Annotated in this window: 13 protein-coding genes; 9 read left to right on the top strand and 4 right to left on the bottom strand. The window is 67.0% G+C overall.

Translation table 11 applies throughout. The annotated features are described in order from the left end of the window. Positions 1 to 81: 81 nt before the first annotated feature. Together CYJ22_RS03455 and CYJ22_RS03450 are read right to left on the bottom strand one after the other, a co-directional pair. Complete coding sequence (locus CYJ22_RS03455) at positions 82 to 1635, bottom strand: DUF2142 domain-containing protein (protein ID WP_101601116.1); 1554 nt, start codon at positions 1633 to 1635, stop codon at positions 82 to 84. Between the two features lie 28 nt (positions 1636 to 1663). Continuing rightward, positions 1664 to 2827 (bottom strand): glycosyltransferase family 4 protein, encoded by a 1164-nt coding sequence (locus CYJ22_RS03450; RefSeq protein ID WP_101601113.1) that lies wholly within the window; start codon positions 2825 to 2827, stop codon positions 1664 to 1666. Between the two features lie 99 nt (positions 2828 to 2926). Here CYJ22_RS03450 and CYJ22_RS03445 point away from each other — a divergent pair, with 99 nt between their 5' ends. The 9 genes from CYJ22_RS03445 (at position 2927) to CYJ22_RS03405 (ending at position 14470) form a co-directional block, all read left to right on the top strand. Then, positions 2927 to 4042, top strand: a complete 1116-nt coding sequence (locus CYJ22_RS03445) for a glycosyltransferase family 4 protein (RefSeq protein WP_243390445.1) — start codon at positions 2927 to 2929, stop codon at positions 4040 to 4042. Further along, positions 4039 to 5028 (top strand): glycosyltransferase family 2 protein, encoded by a 990-nt coding sequence (locus CYJ22_RS03440; RefSeq protein WP_009054859.1) that lies wholly within the window; start codon positions 4039 to 4041, stop codon positions 5026 to 5028. Before CYJ22_RS03445 ends, CYJ22_RS03440 begins: the two co-directional genes overlap by 4 nt. 104 nt (positions 5029 to 5132) lie before the next feature. Beyond that, positions 5133 to 5984 carry an NAD-dependent epimerase/dehydratase family protein gene (locus CYJ22_RS03435; protein ID WP_034467592.1) on the top strand — a complete coding sequence of 284 codons (852 nt, stop codon included), beginning with the start codon at positions 5133 to 5135 and terminating at the stop codon, positions 5982 to 5984. A gap of 4 nt (positions 5985 to 5988) precedes the next feature. Then, positions 5989 to 7851, top strand: a complete 1863-nt coding sequence (locus tag CYJ22_RS03430) for a rhamnan synthesis F family protein (protein ID WP_009054819.1) — start codon at positions 5989 to 5991, stop codon at positions 7849 to 7851. Beyond that, positions 7848 to 9119, top strand: coding sequence for an acyltransferase family protein (locus tag CYJ22_RS03425; protein ID WP_101601109.1), 1272 nt, complete (start codon positions 7848 to 7850; stop codon positions 9117 to 9119). Before CYJ22_RS03430 ends, CYJ22_RS03425 begins: the two co-directional genes overlap by 4 nt. Beyond that, positions 9116 to 10420, top strand: a complete 1305-nt coding sequence (locus tag CYJ22_RS03420) for an alginate O-acetyltransferase AlgX-related protein (protein ID WP_101601106.1) — start codon at positions 9116 to 9118, stop codon at positions 10418 to 10420. The genes CYJ22_RS03425 and CYJ22_RS03420 overlap by 4 nt, the downstream gene beginning before the upstream one ends. Before the next feature lie 40 nt (positions 10421 to 10460). Further along, entirely contained in the window at positions 10461 to 11303 is an 843-nt protein-coding gene (locus tag CYJ22_RS03415) for an ABC transporter permease (RefSeq protein ID WP_009054832.1), read from the top strand. Then, the gene (locus tag CYJ22_RS03410; RefSeq protein WP_009054843.1) at positions 11303 to 12595 is read left to right on the top strand and encodes an ABC transporter ATP-binding protein; all 1293 of its coding nucleotides are present in this window, start codon (positions 11303 to 11305) and stop codon (positions 12593 to 12595) included. Before CYJ22_RS03415 ends, CYJ22_RS03410 begins: the two co-directional genes overlap by 1 nt. A gap of 150 nt (positions 12596 to 12745) precedes the next feature. Next, positions 12746 to 14470, top strand: a complete 1725-nt coding sequence (locus tag CYJ22_RS03405) for an NlpC/P60 family protein (RefSeq protein WP_101601103.1) — start codon at positions 12746 to 12748, stop codon at positions 14468 to 14470. A gap of 86 nt (positions 14471 to 14556) precedes the next feature. Here CYJ22_RS03405 and CYJ22_RS03400 read toward each other — a convergent pair whose 3' ends face one another. Both CYJ22_RS03400 and CYJ22_RS03395 read right to left on the bottom strand, forming a co-directional pair. Continuing rightward, positions 14557 to 15603, bottom strand: coding sequence for a glycosyltransferase family 2 protein (locus CYJ22_RS03400; RefSeq protein ID WP_101601101.1), 1047 nt, complete (start codon positions 15601 to 15603; stop codon positions 14557 to 14559). Next, entirely contained in the window at positions 15600 to 17153 is a 1554-nt protein-coding gene (locus CYJ22_RS03395) for a DUF2142 domain-containing protein (protein ID WP_101601099.1), read from the bottom strand. The genes CYJ22_RS03400 and CYJ22_RS03395 overlap by 4 nt, the downstream gene beginning before the upstream one ends. Positions 17154 to 17236: the final 83 nt, after the last annotated feature.

The raw sequence follows: 17236 nt of genomic DNA, 5'->3' as shown, positions 1-17236 counted from the left end.
GTTCACGGAGGTCACCTAAGTGCTACATGTTCGAGCGTAGCACTATTGAGTTGATTTGTGAACAGTTTCGGTGTGAAGTGTCTATCGGCGAGGCTCGGGCGTCTTTTCGGGGGAGCGTTGCCATAGGACAACGGCTAGGCCAATCGCGATTGCGCCAGCGACAGAACCAAGGATCCATGCGGCCATTGGGCCGATCGGAGCCGTTGGCCACCACCACTCGTTCCCGGCGCTCAGGTTGCGCGTCGACAGGTCGATGGGCATTGCGTGAGCCGTGCGCCCGAACGCGTAGCGCTCGATGACGAGGTAGAGAGCCCGGGCGTTGGTGAGTGCCCACAGCGCCGCCACGAGGCCCGTGCCTACGCGCCCGGTGATGCTGGTGGGGAGGCGGAATTCCTCGCTGCCCACGCGCCACCCCGCCTCGTCCGCGCGGGCGGGGGAGGGAGCCAGAAGCATGAGGAGAAATACCGCGAACAGCGGCAGCATGTAGCGCGGCTGGTAGGTGAGGACGTTGTTGAAGTGTCCGCGCAGGCCAATCACCACGGGAACACCCGTAATTGCGCCGGCCACCGTGATCGCCGACAGGGCCTTGCGCCAGGACAGTGAGCGCAGCGACCAGCACAGGACCGCGACGACCACGACGGAGGCGCCGTAGGACACGGTGCCCTGGTAGGACACATCGTTCCACCCCGGCCCCAGCAAATGGCCGACGAAGCCACGCAGGTAGTTGGGCAGTGCATCCAGGTTCTGCATGAGAATCTCGCGCCGACCTGCGGTCACGACACCCTCCTGCGCCGTCGCCAGGTTTGCTGAAACGTTCGTCGAGGACATCACTCGCACGCCGATCACCGATGCCGCGCAGGCCACCATGGCCTCGGGAATGATGCGCTTACTCAGCGGCACCGCGAAGGCCAGGGCGACCGTGATGACGAAGAGGAAGAAGGCGCTGTCACCGCGCGACGTGCAGGCCATGACTGCGCCTGCCACAGCGCAGGCGATCAGGCCCACCCGGTGCGCCCCCACCGAGCGCGTGGCCGCCAGCAGGCCGGCCGCGAACACAAAGGTTCCCGTCATCGCCCACGACGACGGGTTCATGCCGGCGACGAAGTAGAAGCCCATCGGCAGCCACGCGACCGTCACGGCGACGCTGATCGCGCGCTTGAGACCCGAATCAGCCAGAGCGATGATCGCGCCGATCAGACCGATCGCCAGCAGCGTGTTCACCGTTCGCAGCGCCAGCACCGCGTGGCTCGTCGAGTGCTGAACGAAGAGGTGGGCGAACTGGTAGTAGCCCCACGGGTAGTTCCCGTCGTCCCAGCGCAGTGTCGGCGCCAGCTCCTCGTCCGAGGCGTTGAGGGCGCACTGCGCGGAATTATTGTGGTCGAAGGCGTAGCAGGTGACGTATTCCTTGGCCAATGACTGTGGCACCATGACGGCCTTCTCGCCGTCTTTGGTGGAAATCTGGCAGCCGGTCTCGTCCACCGGGGGAGGGCACCACATGGAGCCAACGTGGAAGTCCTCGTCCGGGGAAGAACCGACAGGGGATGCCACGACCCACGCCAGCGAGGCCACAATCGCCGCGGCGACAAGGATGAGCGCGGCGACAAACGTGCGGCGCTGCGACGCTGACGTGGGCATGCGGCGGCCTCCTTCGGGTGCGGTCGACTCAGGAACGGGCAGCGGCGCGGAATGCCTCGATGTGGACGGAAGCGGCGCGGGCCCACGTGAACTCGTCGGCGCGCGGAATCGCGGCGGCCCCGAGCGCCTCGCGGCGAGCCGGGTCGTCCAGCAGCTCCGTCAGGGCCGAGGCAATGGAGTCCGGGTCGATGTCGCAGTAGGCGACGGCGTCGCCGCCGACCTCGGGCAGGGAGGTCAGTCGAGTCGTCAGCGTCGCGGCACCGCAGCTCATCGCCTCCAGGACCGGCAGGCCGAAGCCCTCCGCGATCGAGGGGTAGGCCAAAATGAGGCAGCCCGACAGGAAACCGGGCAGATCCTCGAGGGGCAGGTAGCCGGGGCGCAGGACCGTCAGGTGTTCGGGAACCGAGGCCAGGGCCGGGTCGATGTCCTCGTCCCACCCCTTGCCACCGGCCAGCACGAGGGCCGGCGGATTCGGACGGTCCGAGACAGCCTTCACCCATCCGCGCACCAGGTTCGGCACGTTCTTACGGGGCTCCAGCGTGCCCAGGAAACCGATGTAGTCGCGGCCCTCCAAGCCCAGGGAGGCCTTGACGCGTTCGCGCTCGGCGTCGGAGACCGGGTGGAAGATCGAGCGATCCACGCCGTGGTAGGCCACGTAGAACTGCGAGGGGTCCCCGCCCGCGTACTTGATCGTCTCGTCGCGTGTGGCCAGAGAGGGCACCACGAGGGCGTCCGCCCGGCGGATCGCGCGGCGGATCGCCGCGGTGAAGAAGCGCTGCTTGAGACGCGAGTGCGCCTGCGGGTGCGAGAAGAACGTCGCGTCGTGCAGCGTGATAACGACCGGAACGCCCGGGAACTGCGGGGACGTGTAGTGAGGGGAGTGCAGGACGTCGGGGCGTACCTTGCGGATGAGCTTGGGCAGGCCCGTCTGCTCCCATGCCATGCGCGCGGGACGGGACTCGAAGCGCTGCGCAATCGGGATGATGCGCGCAGAGGGCAGGCGTGTCGCGAAGTGCTCGGCGTCGCGCTCCTGGACAGCCATCGTCAGGTCCACGCCCTGCTCGACCAGCTCCGGCACCAGGTCATCCACGTAGCGGCCGACGCCGCCCAGGTCTGCGGGGATCGCGGTGCCGTCCAGCAGGACGCGGATTGGATGCGAGTGAGAAACGGAGTAGGCCACGATCATCCCCATTGGGTCGGGAGCAACAACTATTCCCCTTATCGTATGCCATTTTGCGGCTGCTCATACTTTTGTTACCGCCCCCGCGCGCCCGTGAACTACCCTGGACACATGAGCGTCAACGTTGGAATGGTCGTCGAGCAAATGTGGCAGCCGGTGCCCGGAGGGTCCGGCCGGTACATCGTCGAGGTCGCAGCCCGCCTGGCAGACCAGGACGTGCGCGCTATCGGTATTGCCGCGCGCCGCAGCAAGGACGAACCCACCCCTGACGAGGTGGGCCTGACCATCCCCGTGCTCAACTCGGCGCTGCCGCGCCGCGCGCTGTACGCCGCCTGGGATCGGCTGGGTACCCCCAGCGTGGATCGGATGCTCGGCGTCGGATCGGGCGGGGGAGCGCACGTCGTGCACGCGACCACCTGGGCGATTCCGCCGACCTCGCGCCCCCTGGCTGTCACCGTCCACGACGTCGCCTTCCTGCGCGACCCCGACCACTTCACGGCCCACGGATCCGCGTACTTCCACCGCGCCCTCGAGATCACGAGGAAGCGCGCCGACGCGATCATCGTGCCCTCGCAAGCCACCGCCGACGACTGCATCGAGGCAGGCCTAGACGCCTCGCGCATCACCGTCATCCCGCACGGCCTGAGCCACACCCCCGTCACCGATGTGCAGGTCGACGAGTTTCGCGCGCGCCACGGCCTGTCCCGCCCCTACATCCTGTGGGTGGGCACCCGAGAGCCCCGCAAGAACCTCCCCACCCTGCTGGCGGCCTACGAGCAGATGCGCGGGACCGACCTCGACCTCGTCCTCGTGGGACCCGCCGGATGGGGATCGGACCCCACCGACGCGCCGCTGCCGCCCGAGCGTGTCCACGTCCTCGGACGCCTGGACGACACCGACCTGGCGTGCGCGTATGCCGGCGCCCGAGTCTTCACCTTCCCCTCGATCTGGGAGGGCTTCGGCCTGCCCGTCCTCGAGGCCATGGCGCACGGAACTCCCGTCGTGACCAGTGCGGACACCTGCATGGCGGAGATTACGGGCGCAGATGCCGGTCTCCTCGTGCCGGCCACCGACGCCTCGGCCCTCGCCGAGGCCCTCGAGGCCGCCGCCGGAAGCGAGCACGACCGCCTCGCCGCCGCCGGCATCGAGCGTGCCCGCGACTACACGTGGGAGGCCTCCGCCGCCGCGCACGCCGCCATCTACGCGTCCCTGGCGGGTGGCCAATGAGGGCGCGCAGCGCGAGGGTCATCCTCGTCAACTGGAAGAACGCGCCGCTCACCCTGCGCGCCGCCCACTCCATCGCCCCGCAGATGGGGGAGGGGGACCACCTCGTCGTTGTCGACAATGGATCCGACGACGACTCGCTCATCGTCCTGCGCGAGGGGCTTGACGAGCTGCGCGGCGCTGCCGATCCCGCGCGCGTCTCCCTCGTCAACGCCGGGACGAACGACGGCTTCGGCGCCGGTGTCATGGCAGGAGCGGCCGGCCTGAGCGAGGATGCCGTCGTCCTGCTCAACAACGACGCGACCGTGCGCGACGGATTCCTCGACGCGCTCCTGGCGCCCCTGAGCGAGGCCGTGGGTGCTACGACCGCGCTCATCCTCCTGACCGGCACCTGGCGTCCCTCCACCCCCTCCGACACGCAGTTCCTCGTCGCCCGCGACGGCAGCCGCTGGACGCGCGTCGCCGACGGAGATAGCGGCGGGCAGGTACTCATCAACTCCACCGGCAACGAGGTCGATCACGCCGGCAACGGCTATGACCGTTCCTGGCTGGACCCCGCTGACTCCCCGATGCCCGCGCCCGAGGTCTTCGGCCTGTGCGGCGGCGCCTGCGCGATCGACGCCGACGCGTGGCGAGCCGTCGGGGGAGTACGCACCGACCTGTTCATGTACTACGAGGACACCGACCTGTCCTACAAGCTGCGCGAGGCCGGGTACGAGGTGCGCTTCGTCGCCGGCGCCGTCGTTGACCACGAGCACGCTGCCTCCTCGGGCACGTCCTCGCCCATGTTCCTGCGGGTCAACGCGCGCAACCGCATCATCGTCGCCGCCCAGCACGCCCCCTGGGGCGTCGTTGCACGCGCCATCACCCGCTCAATTGCTCGGGCGGTGCGCTCGGGCGGACGGGGGCCGGTCGCCCGCGGAGTCTTTCAGGGGCTCCTCGCCCTGCCTCGCGCGCTGCGCCACCGCACCGCGCAGCGTCCCCGATGATAGGGGAGTCGGCCTCGTGGACAAGGTCGGGGCCGGTGGGTGCGTCACGGCACACAACGCGGGGCGGAGCTGCGTAGCGCCTACGCCTTGATAGACTGGCTGACATGGTGAAGACTGTCCTCGTTACCGGAGCCGGTGGCTACATTGGCCGCCACATTGTTCACGCCCTGCTGGAGCGCGGCCTCGACGTCAGTGTCGTGGACTTCCGCCTCGACGGTGTCGACGAGCGCGCGCGCCGCATCGACACCCAGATTTTCAGCGGTGACGCTGATATTTACGACCAGCTCGGACGCCCGGACGTGGTCCTGCACCTCGCGTGGCGCGACGGCTTCGTGCACAACTCGCCGGCCCACATCGAGGACCTGCCTGCGCACTACCGCTTCATCGAGAACCTCCTCGAGGGCGGCTGCACCCACCTGGCCGTCATGGGTTCCATGCACGAGGTCGGCTACTGGGAGGGCGCCATCGACGAAAACTCCCCGTGCAACCCCGCCTCGCTGTACGGCATCTCCAAGAACGCGCTGCGACAGATCACGTCGCTGCTGACCGCCAAGCACGGCGCGACGATGCAGTGGCTGCGCGGCTACTACATCGTCGGCGACGACGCGCACGGCTCCTCGATCTTCTCCAAGCTCCTGGCCGCCGCCCAGGAAGGTAAGAAGACCTTCCCCTTCACCACGGGCAAGAACCTCTACGACTTCATCTCCATCCAGGGACTGGCCTATCAGATCGCGGCCGCCGTCTCCCAGGACGAGGTCAACGGCATCATCAACATCTGCAGCGGCGAACCCATGAGCCTCGCCGACCGCGTCGAAGCCTACATCCGCGAGAACAACCTGGACATCACCCTCGAGTACGGGGCTTTCCCGGATCGTCCCTACGATTCGCCCGGCGTGTGGGGCGACGCCACGAAGATCCGCCAGATCCTGGCCACCGTCGACGGCACGGGGGAGTAAGGCCGTGAAGCGCGCCGGTATTTTCCTGTTCTTTGATCCCCAGGGCCTCGTCGACGACTACATCGTGGAGTGCCTGACCTCGCTGCGCGAGTACCTCGACGAGATCCTCGTCGTCTCCAACTCTGCCCTGGACGACACCGCTCGTGAGCGCCTCCTCACGGGCGCCACCGAGGTCTTCGAGCGCGAAAACACCGGCTTCGACGTGGGCGGCTACCGCGACGGCATCGCCCGCTTCGGCTGGGACCGCCTCGGCCAGATCGACGAGTTGATCCTCTTCAACTACACCTTCTTCGCGCCCGTCAACCCGTGGAAGAACCTCTTCGACCGCGTGGACGCCGCCGGAGCGGTGGACTTCTGGGGCATCACCGAACACGACGAGGTGCGCCCCCACCCCTTCCTGGCAGCCACCCGCATGCCGCGCCACATCCAGTCCCACTGGATCGCCGTGCGCAACCCGCTGCTCAGCTCCCCGGACTTCCGCAAGTACTGGGACGAGATGCCCCCGATCCGCTCCTACAACGACTCGATCCAGTGGCACGAGTCGCGCTTCACGGAGTACTTCGGCAACCTCGGCTACACGCACGTCGTGGCCTACCCGCGCGAGGACTACCCCTCGCGCAACCCCGTCTTCGACAACGCCTCGATGCTGCTCGCGGACGGCTGCCCGATCCTTAAGCGCCGCAACCTCTTCCACGACCCGCTCTACCTGGACCGCCACGCGATCATTGGCGCGGACATGCTGGAACTGGCGGAAAAGGCCGGCTACGACACCGACCTGATCCTCACGAACCTCGCACGCACCTCGCGTCCGCGTGACCTCGTGACCAACGCGGGCCTGACGACCGTCATCTCCCCGCGCGCCGACCAGGCCACCCTGGACGCCGCCGCCTCCCTGAAGGTCCTCGCGGTCGCACACATCTTCTACGCCGACATGGCCGACGAGATCCTCGACCGTCTGAGCGTCCTGCCCGCCGGCTACCACCTGGTGGCGACGACCTCGAACGAGGAGAACAAGGCCCTCATCGAGGCGCGCGCCCAGGAACGAGGCGTGGACGCCGACGTGCGCGTCGTGTCCTCCAACCGCGGCCGCGACATTGGCGCGTTCCTGGTGGATTGCAACGACGTGCTCACCTCCGGCGAGTACGACATCGTTGTGAAGATCCACTCCAAGAAGTCCGTCCAGGACGACTACAACGCCGCTCAGCTCTTCAAGGAGCACCTCTACGACAACCTGCTGGCCTCCTCCGATCACGTGGCCGGCATCCTCGCCGAGTTTGCCGCCCATCCGGGCCTGGGTATGGCGATCGCGCCCATGCCGCACATGGGCTACCCGACGATGGGCCACGCGTGGTTCGCGAACCGCCAGCCCGCCCGCGAGTTCGCCAAGAAGGTCGGCATTACCGTGCCTTTCGATGACCACCAGCCGCTGGCCCCCTACGGCTCCATGTTCATCGCGCGCCCGGAGGCCCTGTCCCTGCTGACCGGCGCCGGCCTCGTCCCCGAGGACTTCCCGGAAGAAGGCGGCTACAAGGATGGCTCCCTGGCACACGTCATCGAACGCCTCCTGTCCTACGCGGTCCTGTCGCGCGGCTACTACGTGCGTCCCGTCATGACCCCGAAGTGGGCGGGCGTGTACTACGGCTACCTCGAGTACAAGCTGGCGGCGACCTCCTCGATGATGCCCGCCTTCGCGATCGACCAGGTGCCCTTCCTCAAGGCGCGCATGGGCACGGTTCCGAACCTGCTGGGCGCCGTCAAGACCAACATCATGGTGCGCACGCCCGGATTGGGGAACGCGCTCAAGCCGGCGTACCGCGCGGCCCGCGGAGTCGCCCACAAGATCCGATCCATGAAGGGTGAGCGATGAGCCTGGCCTCCACGATCCGGGCTGCGGCCCCTCACACGCCCCAGTCCGTCGCGCAGGCATTCAACTCCAGGTCCAACTCGATTGGGTTTTTGCGCTGGCTGATGGCCTTCATGGTCATCTTCTCGCACGCTGGCCCGATTGCCGGTTTCTACGGCGGCGAGGACCTGGGCGTGCAGATCTCCAAGGAGCAGTCCATCGGTGGCGTCGCCGTCGCGGGTTTCTTCTTTTTCTCGGGATTCCTGATCACGCGCTCGCGCATGGGGCGTGCGACGATCTGGCGCTACATGTGGCGCCGTGTCCTGCGTATTTTCCCTGCCTTCTGGGCGGCCCTGCTCTTCACGGTCGGTATCCTCGCGCCGATCGCCTACTGGCACACCTTCCATAACATCTCCGGCTACCTGCACCCGGCCACTGAGTCGCCGCTCACGTATTTCGTGAACAACATGTGGCTGCATCTGGGCCAGCGCAATATTGCCGGCATGGGCGAGAACCTGCCCTACTTCATCCTGCACGGCGCGCGCGACTGGAACGGCTCGGCCTGGACTCTCATCTACGAGTTCAAGGCCTACATCCTGGTGGCGATCCTTGGCCTGTTCGGTGCGCTCGCGAACCGCAAGGTGGGCGGCGCGTTCGCCCTCGTGCTGATCGCCCTCAATGCGCTGCAGTGGATGGGCGCGGGCCAGGTCGCCAACGTCAACTACCTGCTGCGCGACCCCTACATGCTGATGTTCATGGGCCCCTTCGCCTTCGGCATGCTCTTCACGCTCTACGGCGACAAGATTCCCATGGACTCGCGCCTGGCGTGGGGCGGGCTCATCTTCGGCGTGCTCTCCTACGCGTCGGGCGGCTGGAACATCGTCGGCCAGTACGGCTTCCTGTACTTCCTCATGTACCTGGCGATTCGCCTGCCCCTGCAGAACTGGGAGAAGCACGGCGACCTGTCCTACGGCATCTACATCTACGCGTGGCCGATCATGGCGTTCGCCGCCTACTTCCACCTGCAAGATCGCGGCTGGATCGCCTACCACCTGACGGTCGTCGTGACCGTGCACATCCTGGCCTACCTGTCGTGGCACCTCATCGAGAAGCCCGCGATGAGCCTGAAGAACTACCTGCCGCGCTGGATGGACAAGCTCATCGAGCACTTCCGTCCCACGTACGAGGCCGTGGCTCGCCGCATTGTCACGCCGGCCCTGTCCTCGACCAGGATCGCGACGGTCATGGAGGCCGAAGCGGCGGCCGCCCGCAGCGAGGAGGAGACCAAGTGAGCGAGAAGAAGGCCGCCGGCCAGTTCAAGGAATCCGAGTCCGGTCTGCGCGACGTCTCCTTCGACGAGGGCGTGCCCGCGGGCTCGTGGAAGCATCGCCTCCACTACGTGCCTCTTGCCATTCTCCTTGCGGGCGCGTGCGCGGCCACCGGCGTGGGCACGTGGTACAAGGCCACCCACCCCGCTCCTCAGCCAGCTCCGGCACCCGCTGCCCAGGCCTCGTCCTTCGCGCGCACCACGCCCCAATCCCTGCCCGAGGTCTGCGCCCCCACCCCGCGCGCCGACGTGGGTCCGTGGACGCCCGGCGTGGCCGGCACCGCGGGCTACCTGCCCACGGACGCCGCCCAGGCCTCGTTCGAGCAGTCCATGACCGGCGTGACCACCTACGTTGAGGGCCGCGACGGCTACCTGTTCCTCTCTGACGTCTTCAACGCGAACTTCTCCCAGGCACTGGGCCGCGTGCGCCCCACCTCCGAGCAGGTGAGCGCGTGGGACCGCTACATGAGCGGCATCGAGACCGCCGCGAGCGAACAGGGCGCGACCGCGCTGTTTGTGCCCGCCCCGGCTACCTGGGATGTCTACTCCGACAAGCTGCCCCAGTGGGCCGACCCGCTGATGGGCACGACCTCCCTGGATCTCATGCGCTCGGCGCTGCCCACCCACGCGTGGGTGGATGTGCGCGAGAGTCTGCGCGAGGCCCGCGAGGGGAGCGAGGCCCCGCTGTACTCGACGGTCAACCCCCACTGGTCGCCCTACGCCGCGCACGTCGCGTGGAACCAGACGCTGTCCTGCCTGGCCGCGGTCAACCCGCAGCTTGAGGGGCTGCCCTCCCTGACGCCCTCGGGCACAACCGGCGTGGACGCCCCCAACGAGTACGAGGCCCTGGGAGCCCCCGCCCAGACGGGGCCGTGGGCGATTCCCACCTACGAGCAGGACCCGGGCAACGTCCACCTCCTGCAGCTGGAGACCCGCGACGATCTGGCCGACACCGCCGCGCGCCTGGCCGAGGTCACAGGTGCCCCCGAGGTGTCCCTGGCCAGCCCCGTCGACTTCCAGAACAAGCCGGCGCTCACCTATAACCCGAACGGACGCGGCACCGCGCTCATCGTGCGTGACTCCCAGGGCAACAACCTGGGACCCGACGTGGCCGCGACCTTCGAGTACACGATCCAGGTCGGCCATGGTCTCGACTCTGAGCAGCCGACGGACGTCGCCGCCCTCATCGCGGCCTATAAGCCCAGCGTCGTGATCGTGGAGTTCACGCAGCGTTACCTCGCGCTCACGCCGGCCGCAGGCAAGTAGAATAGATTTCCTGACCACGACAGAAGCGATGGGAGTAGCCGTGTCTGAGACGAAACGGGTCATTGACCTGACGGTGCGCATGGCGCAGCGCTCGATCTCCTCGGAGTTCAAGGGCACCGCGCTCGGCCGCCTGTGGTCCTTCATCAACCCGATCGCCACGATCGCCGTGTACGCGCTGATCTTCGGTGTCGTCTTCCGCGGCGAGGCCGACAAGGGCGTGAACTCGGGGCTGTCCTCCTTCGCGCTGTGGATCGGCGTGGGCGTCATCGCCTGGAACTTCATGTCGAGCGGTATCCAGCGCGGCATGGATTCTCTCGTGGGTAATTCCGGCCTGCTCACCAAGGTCTACTTCCCGCGTCAGGTCCTCATCTACTCCTCGGTGCTGGCCCTGGCCTACGACTTTGCCTTCGAGCTGGGCGTCATCATCCTCATCATGTGCATCGCCGGCGGCCCCGGCGTGCTGCTCATGATCCCCGCGGTCATCGTCATCACGCTGCTCGCGATGCTCTTCGTGATCGGCATGGGCCTCATCCTGTCGGTTGCCTCGGTCTACTTCCGCGATATCTCGCACCTGTGGCAGATCTTCAACCAGATCTGGATGTACGCCTCCGGCGTCGTCTTCTCCCTGTCGATGCTCAACAAGGTCCAGACCGACCTGGCAGCCAAGGGCTGGACGTGGGGCGGCGAGCCGCTTCCAATCGTCACGATCTTCCGCCTCAACCCCGCCGAGCTCTTCCTTGAGGCCTACCGCTCGACGCTGTACGGCTTCGCGATGCCGTCCTGGCAGGTGTGGCTCGGCTGCGCCGCCTGGGCCTTCGGCATCTTTGGCCTCGGCTCGCTGATCTTCCGCCGCTTCTCGGCACGAATCGTGGAGGAACTCTGATGACGAACGCGATTTCGGTGGAGGGCGTCTCCAAGCGCTTCCGCATCTACAAGAACCGCAACCAGTCCCTCAAGGGCGCGTTCCTGCAGCGTTCGCGCGCACAGTTCGAGGAGTTCTGGGCTCTCGACGACGTCTCCTTCGAGATCCCGCAGGGCAAGACCTTCGGCCTGCTCGGACACAACGGTTCGGGCAAGTCGACGCTGCTCAAGTGCATCGCGAAGATCCTCACTCCGGACAGAGGAACGATCTCCTCGACGGGACGCATGGCCGCCATGCTCGAGGTCGGCTCCGGCTTCCACCCCGAGCTGTCGGGCCGCGAGAACATCTACCTCAACGGCGCGATCCTGGGCATGAGCAAGAAGGAGATCGACTCCAAGCTGGATGCGATCATCGACTTCTCCGGCGTCGAGCGCTTCATCGACCAGCCCGTGAAGAACTACTCCTCCGGCATGTACGTGCGCCTGGGCTTCTCCGTGTCCATCCACGTTGAGCCGGACATCCTCCTCGTCGACGAGGTCCTGGCCGTGGGCGACATGGAATTCCAGAACAAGTGCATGGACAAGTTCGCCCAGCTCAAGGACCAGGGGCGCACGGTCGTCGTCGTGTCCCACGGCCTCGAGCAGATGCGCACCTTCTGCGACCAGGCCGCCTGGCTGGACCACGGCACGCTCGTTGACGTGGGCGCTGCCGCCGAGGTCATCGACACCTACTCCGACGTCGCCCACCACGCCGTCGAGGTCGAGGGCGGAGGCACGCGATTCGGCAGCGGCGAGGCCATGATCGAACGCATCGAGCTGCTGAACGCCTCCGGCGAGCCTACGTCGCTCGTGTACCCGGGTGATCCCGTGCGCCTGCGCCTGCACTACCGCGCGAACGAGCGTATCGAGTCCCCGGTCTTCGGCGCCTCCATCGACACCCGCGAGGGCGTCTTCGTGTGGGGCCTGCACGGTATGGACGCCTGCTACGTCCCGACCTCGATCGAGCCGGGCACCGGTCACCTCGACATCGACATTCCGCGTCTGACCTTCAACCCGGGCGCGTACACGATTTCTGCGGCCATCCAGAACCAGGACATGACCAGCGTTATCGACGCGCTGCAAAAGGCCCGCCGCTTCGACGTCCTGCCCGGCCCTGGCATGGAGTCCGGCGGCCTGGTGAACCTGGGAGCGTCGTTCATGGACCTGACGCCCGCGCGCCCCATGCGCGACGTGCCCAGGCGCGGCGCCGCCGACTACGAGCACCTCGCGCGCATGCAGGCCCAGCAGGCCGACGCGCTCGAGAACGAGGACTGACGGACGCATCAACGTTCGAGGCCGGGGCCCAGCGGTGTGATGCCGCCGGGCCCCGGCTTTTTGTCGAGTTGACGACTCAAAGGCACCCGCGCAGTGTGATGAGTGCCCTACACTTATAGGAGAACTGTTCTCCAGCGACAAGGCACTGTCATGGCACCGACGCCCACACTCGCCCGCCGCGCGATCGCTCGCGCCCTCACCGCCGTCTTAACCCTCGCGCTCATCGCCCTGCCCGCGCAGGCCCGCGCCGACGCCGGGGACGAGGCCGCGCCGCAGTCCGCAGCAGAGAGCTCCACCGCGGCCCAGTCCGGCTCTCCCGCCGCGCCGTCGGCCTTGCCTAGCCCCGAGACCACGGACGCGCTCGAGCCCGCCACCCCCAGCGCGAGCGACGAGGACCGGGCGGCCCCGGCCTCGTCGGAGAGTGACGAACCCCCGACGATGGGCGCGCAGGACGAGACCGGACGGGGCACCTGGATGCGTGACTCGGTCGGCTGGTGGTGGCGGCGCGTCGATGGATCGTACCCGGCTTCCGAGTGGGTGCGGATTGGGGGTGCGCGCTACTTCTTCTACGACAGTGGCTACATGGCCACCGGCTGGTTTCGTGACGGTGCCGATTGGTTCTTCCTGGCTCCCTCCGGAGCGCTCGTTGGCGGCTGGCTGAGGGAAGGCGGCTCCTGGTACTACCTGGATCCCGCCAGCGGCGTCATGCGTACGGGTATGACCGGCGTGGACGGCACATGGTACTACCTGGACTCCTCGGGTGCGATGCGTACCGGCTGGGTGGCTCTGGCCGACGGGTGGCATTACTTCGCGTCCAGCGGCGCCCAGATGGGAGGCTGGCTGCGTGACGGGGGCCAGTGGTATTACCTCGACCCGAACAGCGGCGTGATGCGCACGGGCCTGACGCCCGTGGACGGTACGTGGTATTACCTGGGATCGTCGGGCGCGATGCGCACCGGCTGGGAACGCCTGGCCGACGGCTGGCACTTCTTCGCGTCCAACGGCGCCCAGATGGGAGGCTGGCTGCGCGACGGGGGAGAGTGGTACTACCTCGACCCCGACACCGGCATCATGCGCACCGCGCCCCTGGAACTGAACGGCCGCCGCTACGAATTCGACGCCTCGGGCGCGTGGCGCGGGTACGAGGCCCCGGCTGGCTACCTGCAGCCCACCGACCACATCACGAGCCTCGGGGATGCGACCAACACGCTCACCTGGGGTATGAACGGCACCAAGGTGCGTATCGTCCAGGTACGCCTCGGCCTGTGGCATGCAAACAAACTCGCCTCCGTCGACGCGCCCTTCGTCGCCGCCGTCAAAAACTTCCAGCAGCGTGCAGGCCTACCCGTCACCGGCGTCGTCGACAAGGCCACCTGGGATGCCATGGACACCGGCTACCCGTGGACCGTCGACCAGTACCAGGCCACGCCCCTGCCCCTGACGGCCACCCGCTCCGAGCGCATCGAGGCCATGATCGGGTACGCGTGGAACCAGACCGGCTCCTCCTACACGTGGGGAGGGGCAGGCCCCTACGACCAGGGATTCGACTGCTCGGGCCTGGTCCTTCAATCCCTTTACTCCGCGGGCCTGGATCCCCAGCCCATCGATGTGATCAAGCACGCGTGGCCGTCCTACCGCACGTCGCAGGAGCTCTACGCATACCCGCGCTTCCAGCACGTGCCCCTCGCTCAGCGTCAACGCGGTGACCTCATCTTCTACACGACGAGCGGCACCGTCACGCACGTCGCCATCTACCTGGGCGACGACATGATCGTTCACACCGACTGGATGGGGCGCCCCGCCCGCATGCAGCACATCACCGCCGGATACGGATGGGACCGCATGACGCCAGACGTCGTGCGCCCGCTGCCCTAACGGGCATTGCGTCAATGAGGCCGGGCCGGCCACGGGAACACCCGCGACCGGCCCGGCCTCATGCGCAACAACGCGCGCACCGATGTCTAGCCGCGACCCATTAGCTTCTTGGCGGCACGCTTCGACTTCGACGCCGCGCTCCTCACCGAACGCTTGATCTGCGAGCCTGCCGCGAGCTCCGCGCGCAGCGACGTCACCTCCTCGCGCAACTCATGCACCTGCTGGTGCAGGGCCGTCATCGTATTGAGCATGTCGACGTGCACGAGGTTGAGCGACGAATGGAAACCCCCATCCACGCGTGCGAGTTCCTCGCGCATCCGGCGGTAGTACTCCGCCGACAGCAGGGCCTGACCCAGGTGTGGGGACGAGGGATCCTCGGTGGCCAGCATGGCGCGCAGGTAGCGGTCGCGGATGTGCAGGTTGTCCCACTTGTGCAGGTACGCGTCCGTGACGACGGAGTTACCCAGGGATGCATCCATCGTGTCGCGGTGATGCCAGTAGGCCAGAGGCTCCCCGTCGATGAAGCCGACCGGCGAGTCCGCCAGCAGGCGCAGGTTGAAGTCCCAGTCCGCCTGCGTCTGCAGCGAACCGTCCCAGTGGCCCACGCGGTCGGCAACCTCGCGGCGGATCAGCTGCGAGATCGGCGGCGTGTAGTTTTCCACCATCATGTCCACGAGGGACAAGCCGTAGTTATCCGTTGACAGGACCTCGCGCTCGATCTCGATGCAGGTGCCGTCGGCGCGCACGCGCTCGCGGACGATCTCGCAGCGGGTGGCGACGCCGCCCGCCTTCGGATGCTCATCGAGGTAGGCGACCGTCTTCTTCAGGAAGTGCGGGTGCCACGAGTCGTCATCGTCATGGACCGCGTAGTAGCGGTTGTGCGATGCCGCCAGGCCCGACTCGAGCGCGGCCTCGCGGCCCTTCGAGACCTTGTTCGTGACGATCGTGATCTTCGAACGAACGGCGCTCTTCTGCTTCTTGACGATCGAACGAACCTCGGCCTCGTCGCCGGCGTCGTTAACGATGACGACCTCGTAGTCGTCGAAGGTCTGAGAAGCAATCGATGCGAGGGCACGGGTAAGCATCGCCGGGCGATTACGCGTGCGCACGACGACGGTGACTGTTGCGCTCATGCAGTTTCTTCCTCTTCGGTCGGAGCGGTCGAGGCGGACGCCTCCACCTGGCGGTTCCGCAGCAGGTAGATGGCGCTCGCCAGGGCAAGTGCATATCCCAGCGAGGCCAGGCCCCACAGGGCCATCGGGCTGAGCGGCATGTCGGCCCACCACCACTGGATGTCACCATTCAGGTTACCCGGTGCGATCCATCCGATGTGGCGAATCTCGAGGAGTCCTCGGACGTAGCGGGCGATCGTCGTGTGCATCGCGACGGCGTCGACGACGCTCAGGAAGAACACGAACATGACGATCTGGCCTCGGGTTATTGAGGACTTCTTGACCACGCAGGATAGCCAGATGAGCAGCCACGTGCCGAGCAGCGGCAAGGCGTAGCGGGAGTGGTAGCCACCGAGGTTGGGGAACGCGGTCGGCGTTGCGATCAGCAGCGGGATGCCGGCCATCGCCCCGAACACCATGAAGGCCGCCAGGGCCTTACGCAGGCTCATGGTACGGGCGCCGTAGAAGAGGACCGCTCCCAGGACGAGGAGGCCGAGGATCGTCGTGTATCCGGGCAGGGGAGTGTCGCGCCAGCCGGGGCCGGAGTTCAATCCGATGAAGCCCGCGAAGTACTCCGGCAGGTAGCGGATGTTCATGATCGCGACCTCGATGCGATCACTCAGGGTCACCGAGGCCTCGGAGCGTGCGATCTGGCCGGACTGGCCGGATCCGAGCATGCACCAGATGCCGATGGCGCTCAGGACCGCCGCGATAGCGATCTCTGGCAGGTGACGGCGGTGGGCTGCCAGGATGAGAATGCCGAGCGATGCTACGAAGACGTAGAAGGCCGCATCGCCACGCGAGCCGTAGCACAGGAGGGAGGCAAGGGTCGCCACGCCCAGGAGCGTCCAGCGACGCCAGCCCTGCGCGTTCAGTGCGCCGTAGAGAGCCGCGCCGTAGGTGAACACACCCGTAATCGCCCAGGACGAGGGGTTGTTGGAGGCGATGAAGTACAGGCCCATCGGTGTCCACGCGATGAGCGCGGCCAGCGCGGTCGCGCGGCGTACCTCGCGGGTTGACAGCGCGCAGACCGCTCCGATGAGCGCCATGGCGATGCCGACGTTGATCGAACGCATGATCCACACGGAGTGCTCCACGCTGTGGCCCGCGAAGAGGTGGTGGAACTGGTAGAAGCCGTAGGGGTACTGGCCGTCGTTGTATCGGTACGACGGGGCCATCGTGTCGTCCGAGTATTTCCTGATGCACTTGTGCGATTTGTCGGGGCTGAAGGCCTCGCACTGCGCGTGGGAGGTGGTCACGGGGGCCAAGACGTACAGGTCGCCGTCAATTGTGGTCGTCCCGCAGCCCGTGGACTCGATGGGACGCGGGCACCACGTGGAGACGAGGTGGTAGTCATCATCGGGGGAAGCGCCCGGAGGAGAGGCGAAGATCCACCCCGTGGCCACCGCGAGGATGCCGAGGGTGAGAAGGACAAAGGCCAGGGGCCGCGCTGCGGTAGAGACGAATCGTTCCCGCGCGGAGGCGATCTGGTCGACGAGCGCACGTGCCATGAAATGAGCCAATCTGTCCGGGATAGGTACGTCTAATGTACACGAGTCCGTGCGTGGACCGGCGGGCGCGAAGCCGCGCAGAG

The organism is Schaalia odontolytica, from assembly GCF_002847525.1.
Classification (GTDB): domain Bacteria; phylum Actinomycetota; class Actinomycetes; order Actinomycetales; family Actinomycetaceae; genus Pauljensenia; species Pauljensenia odontolytica_B.
The sequence above is the reverse complement of the archived record's forward strand: the minus strand, read 5'-3'. Positions and strand labels throughout refer to the sequence as shown.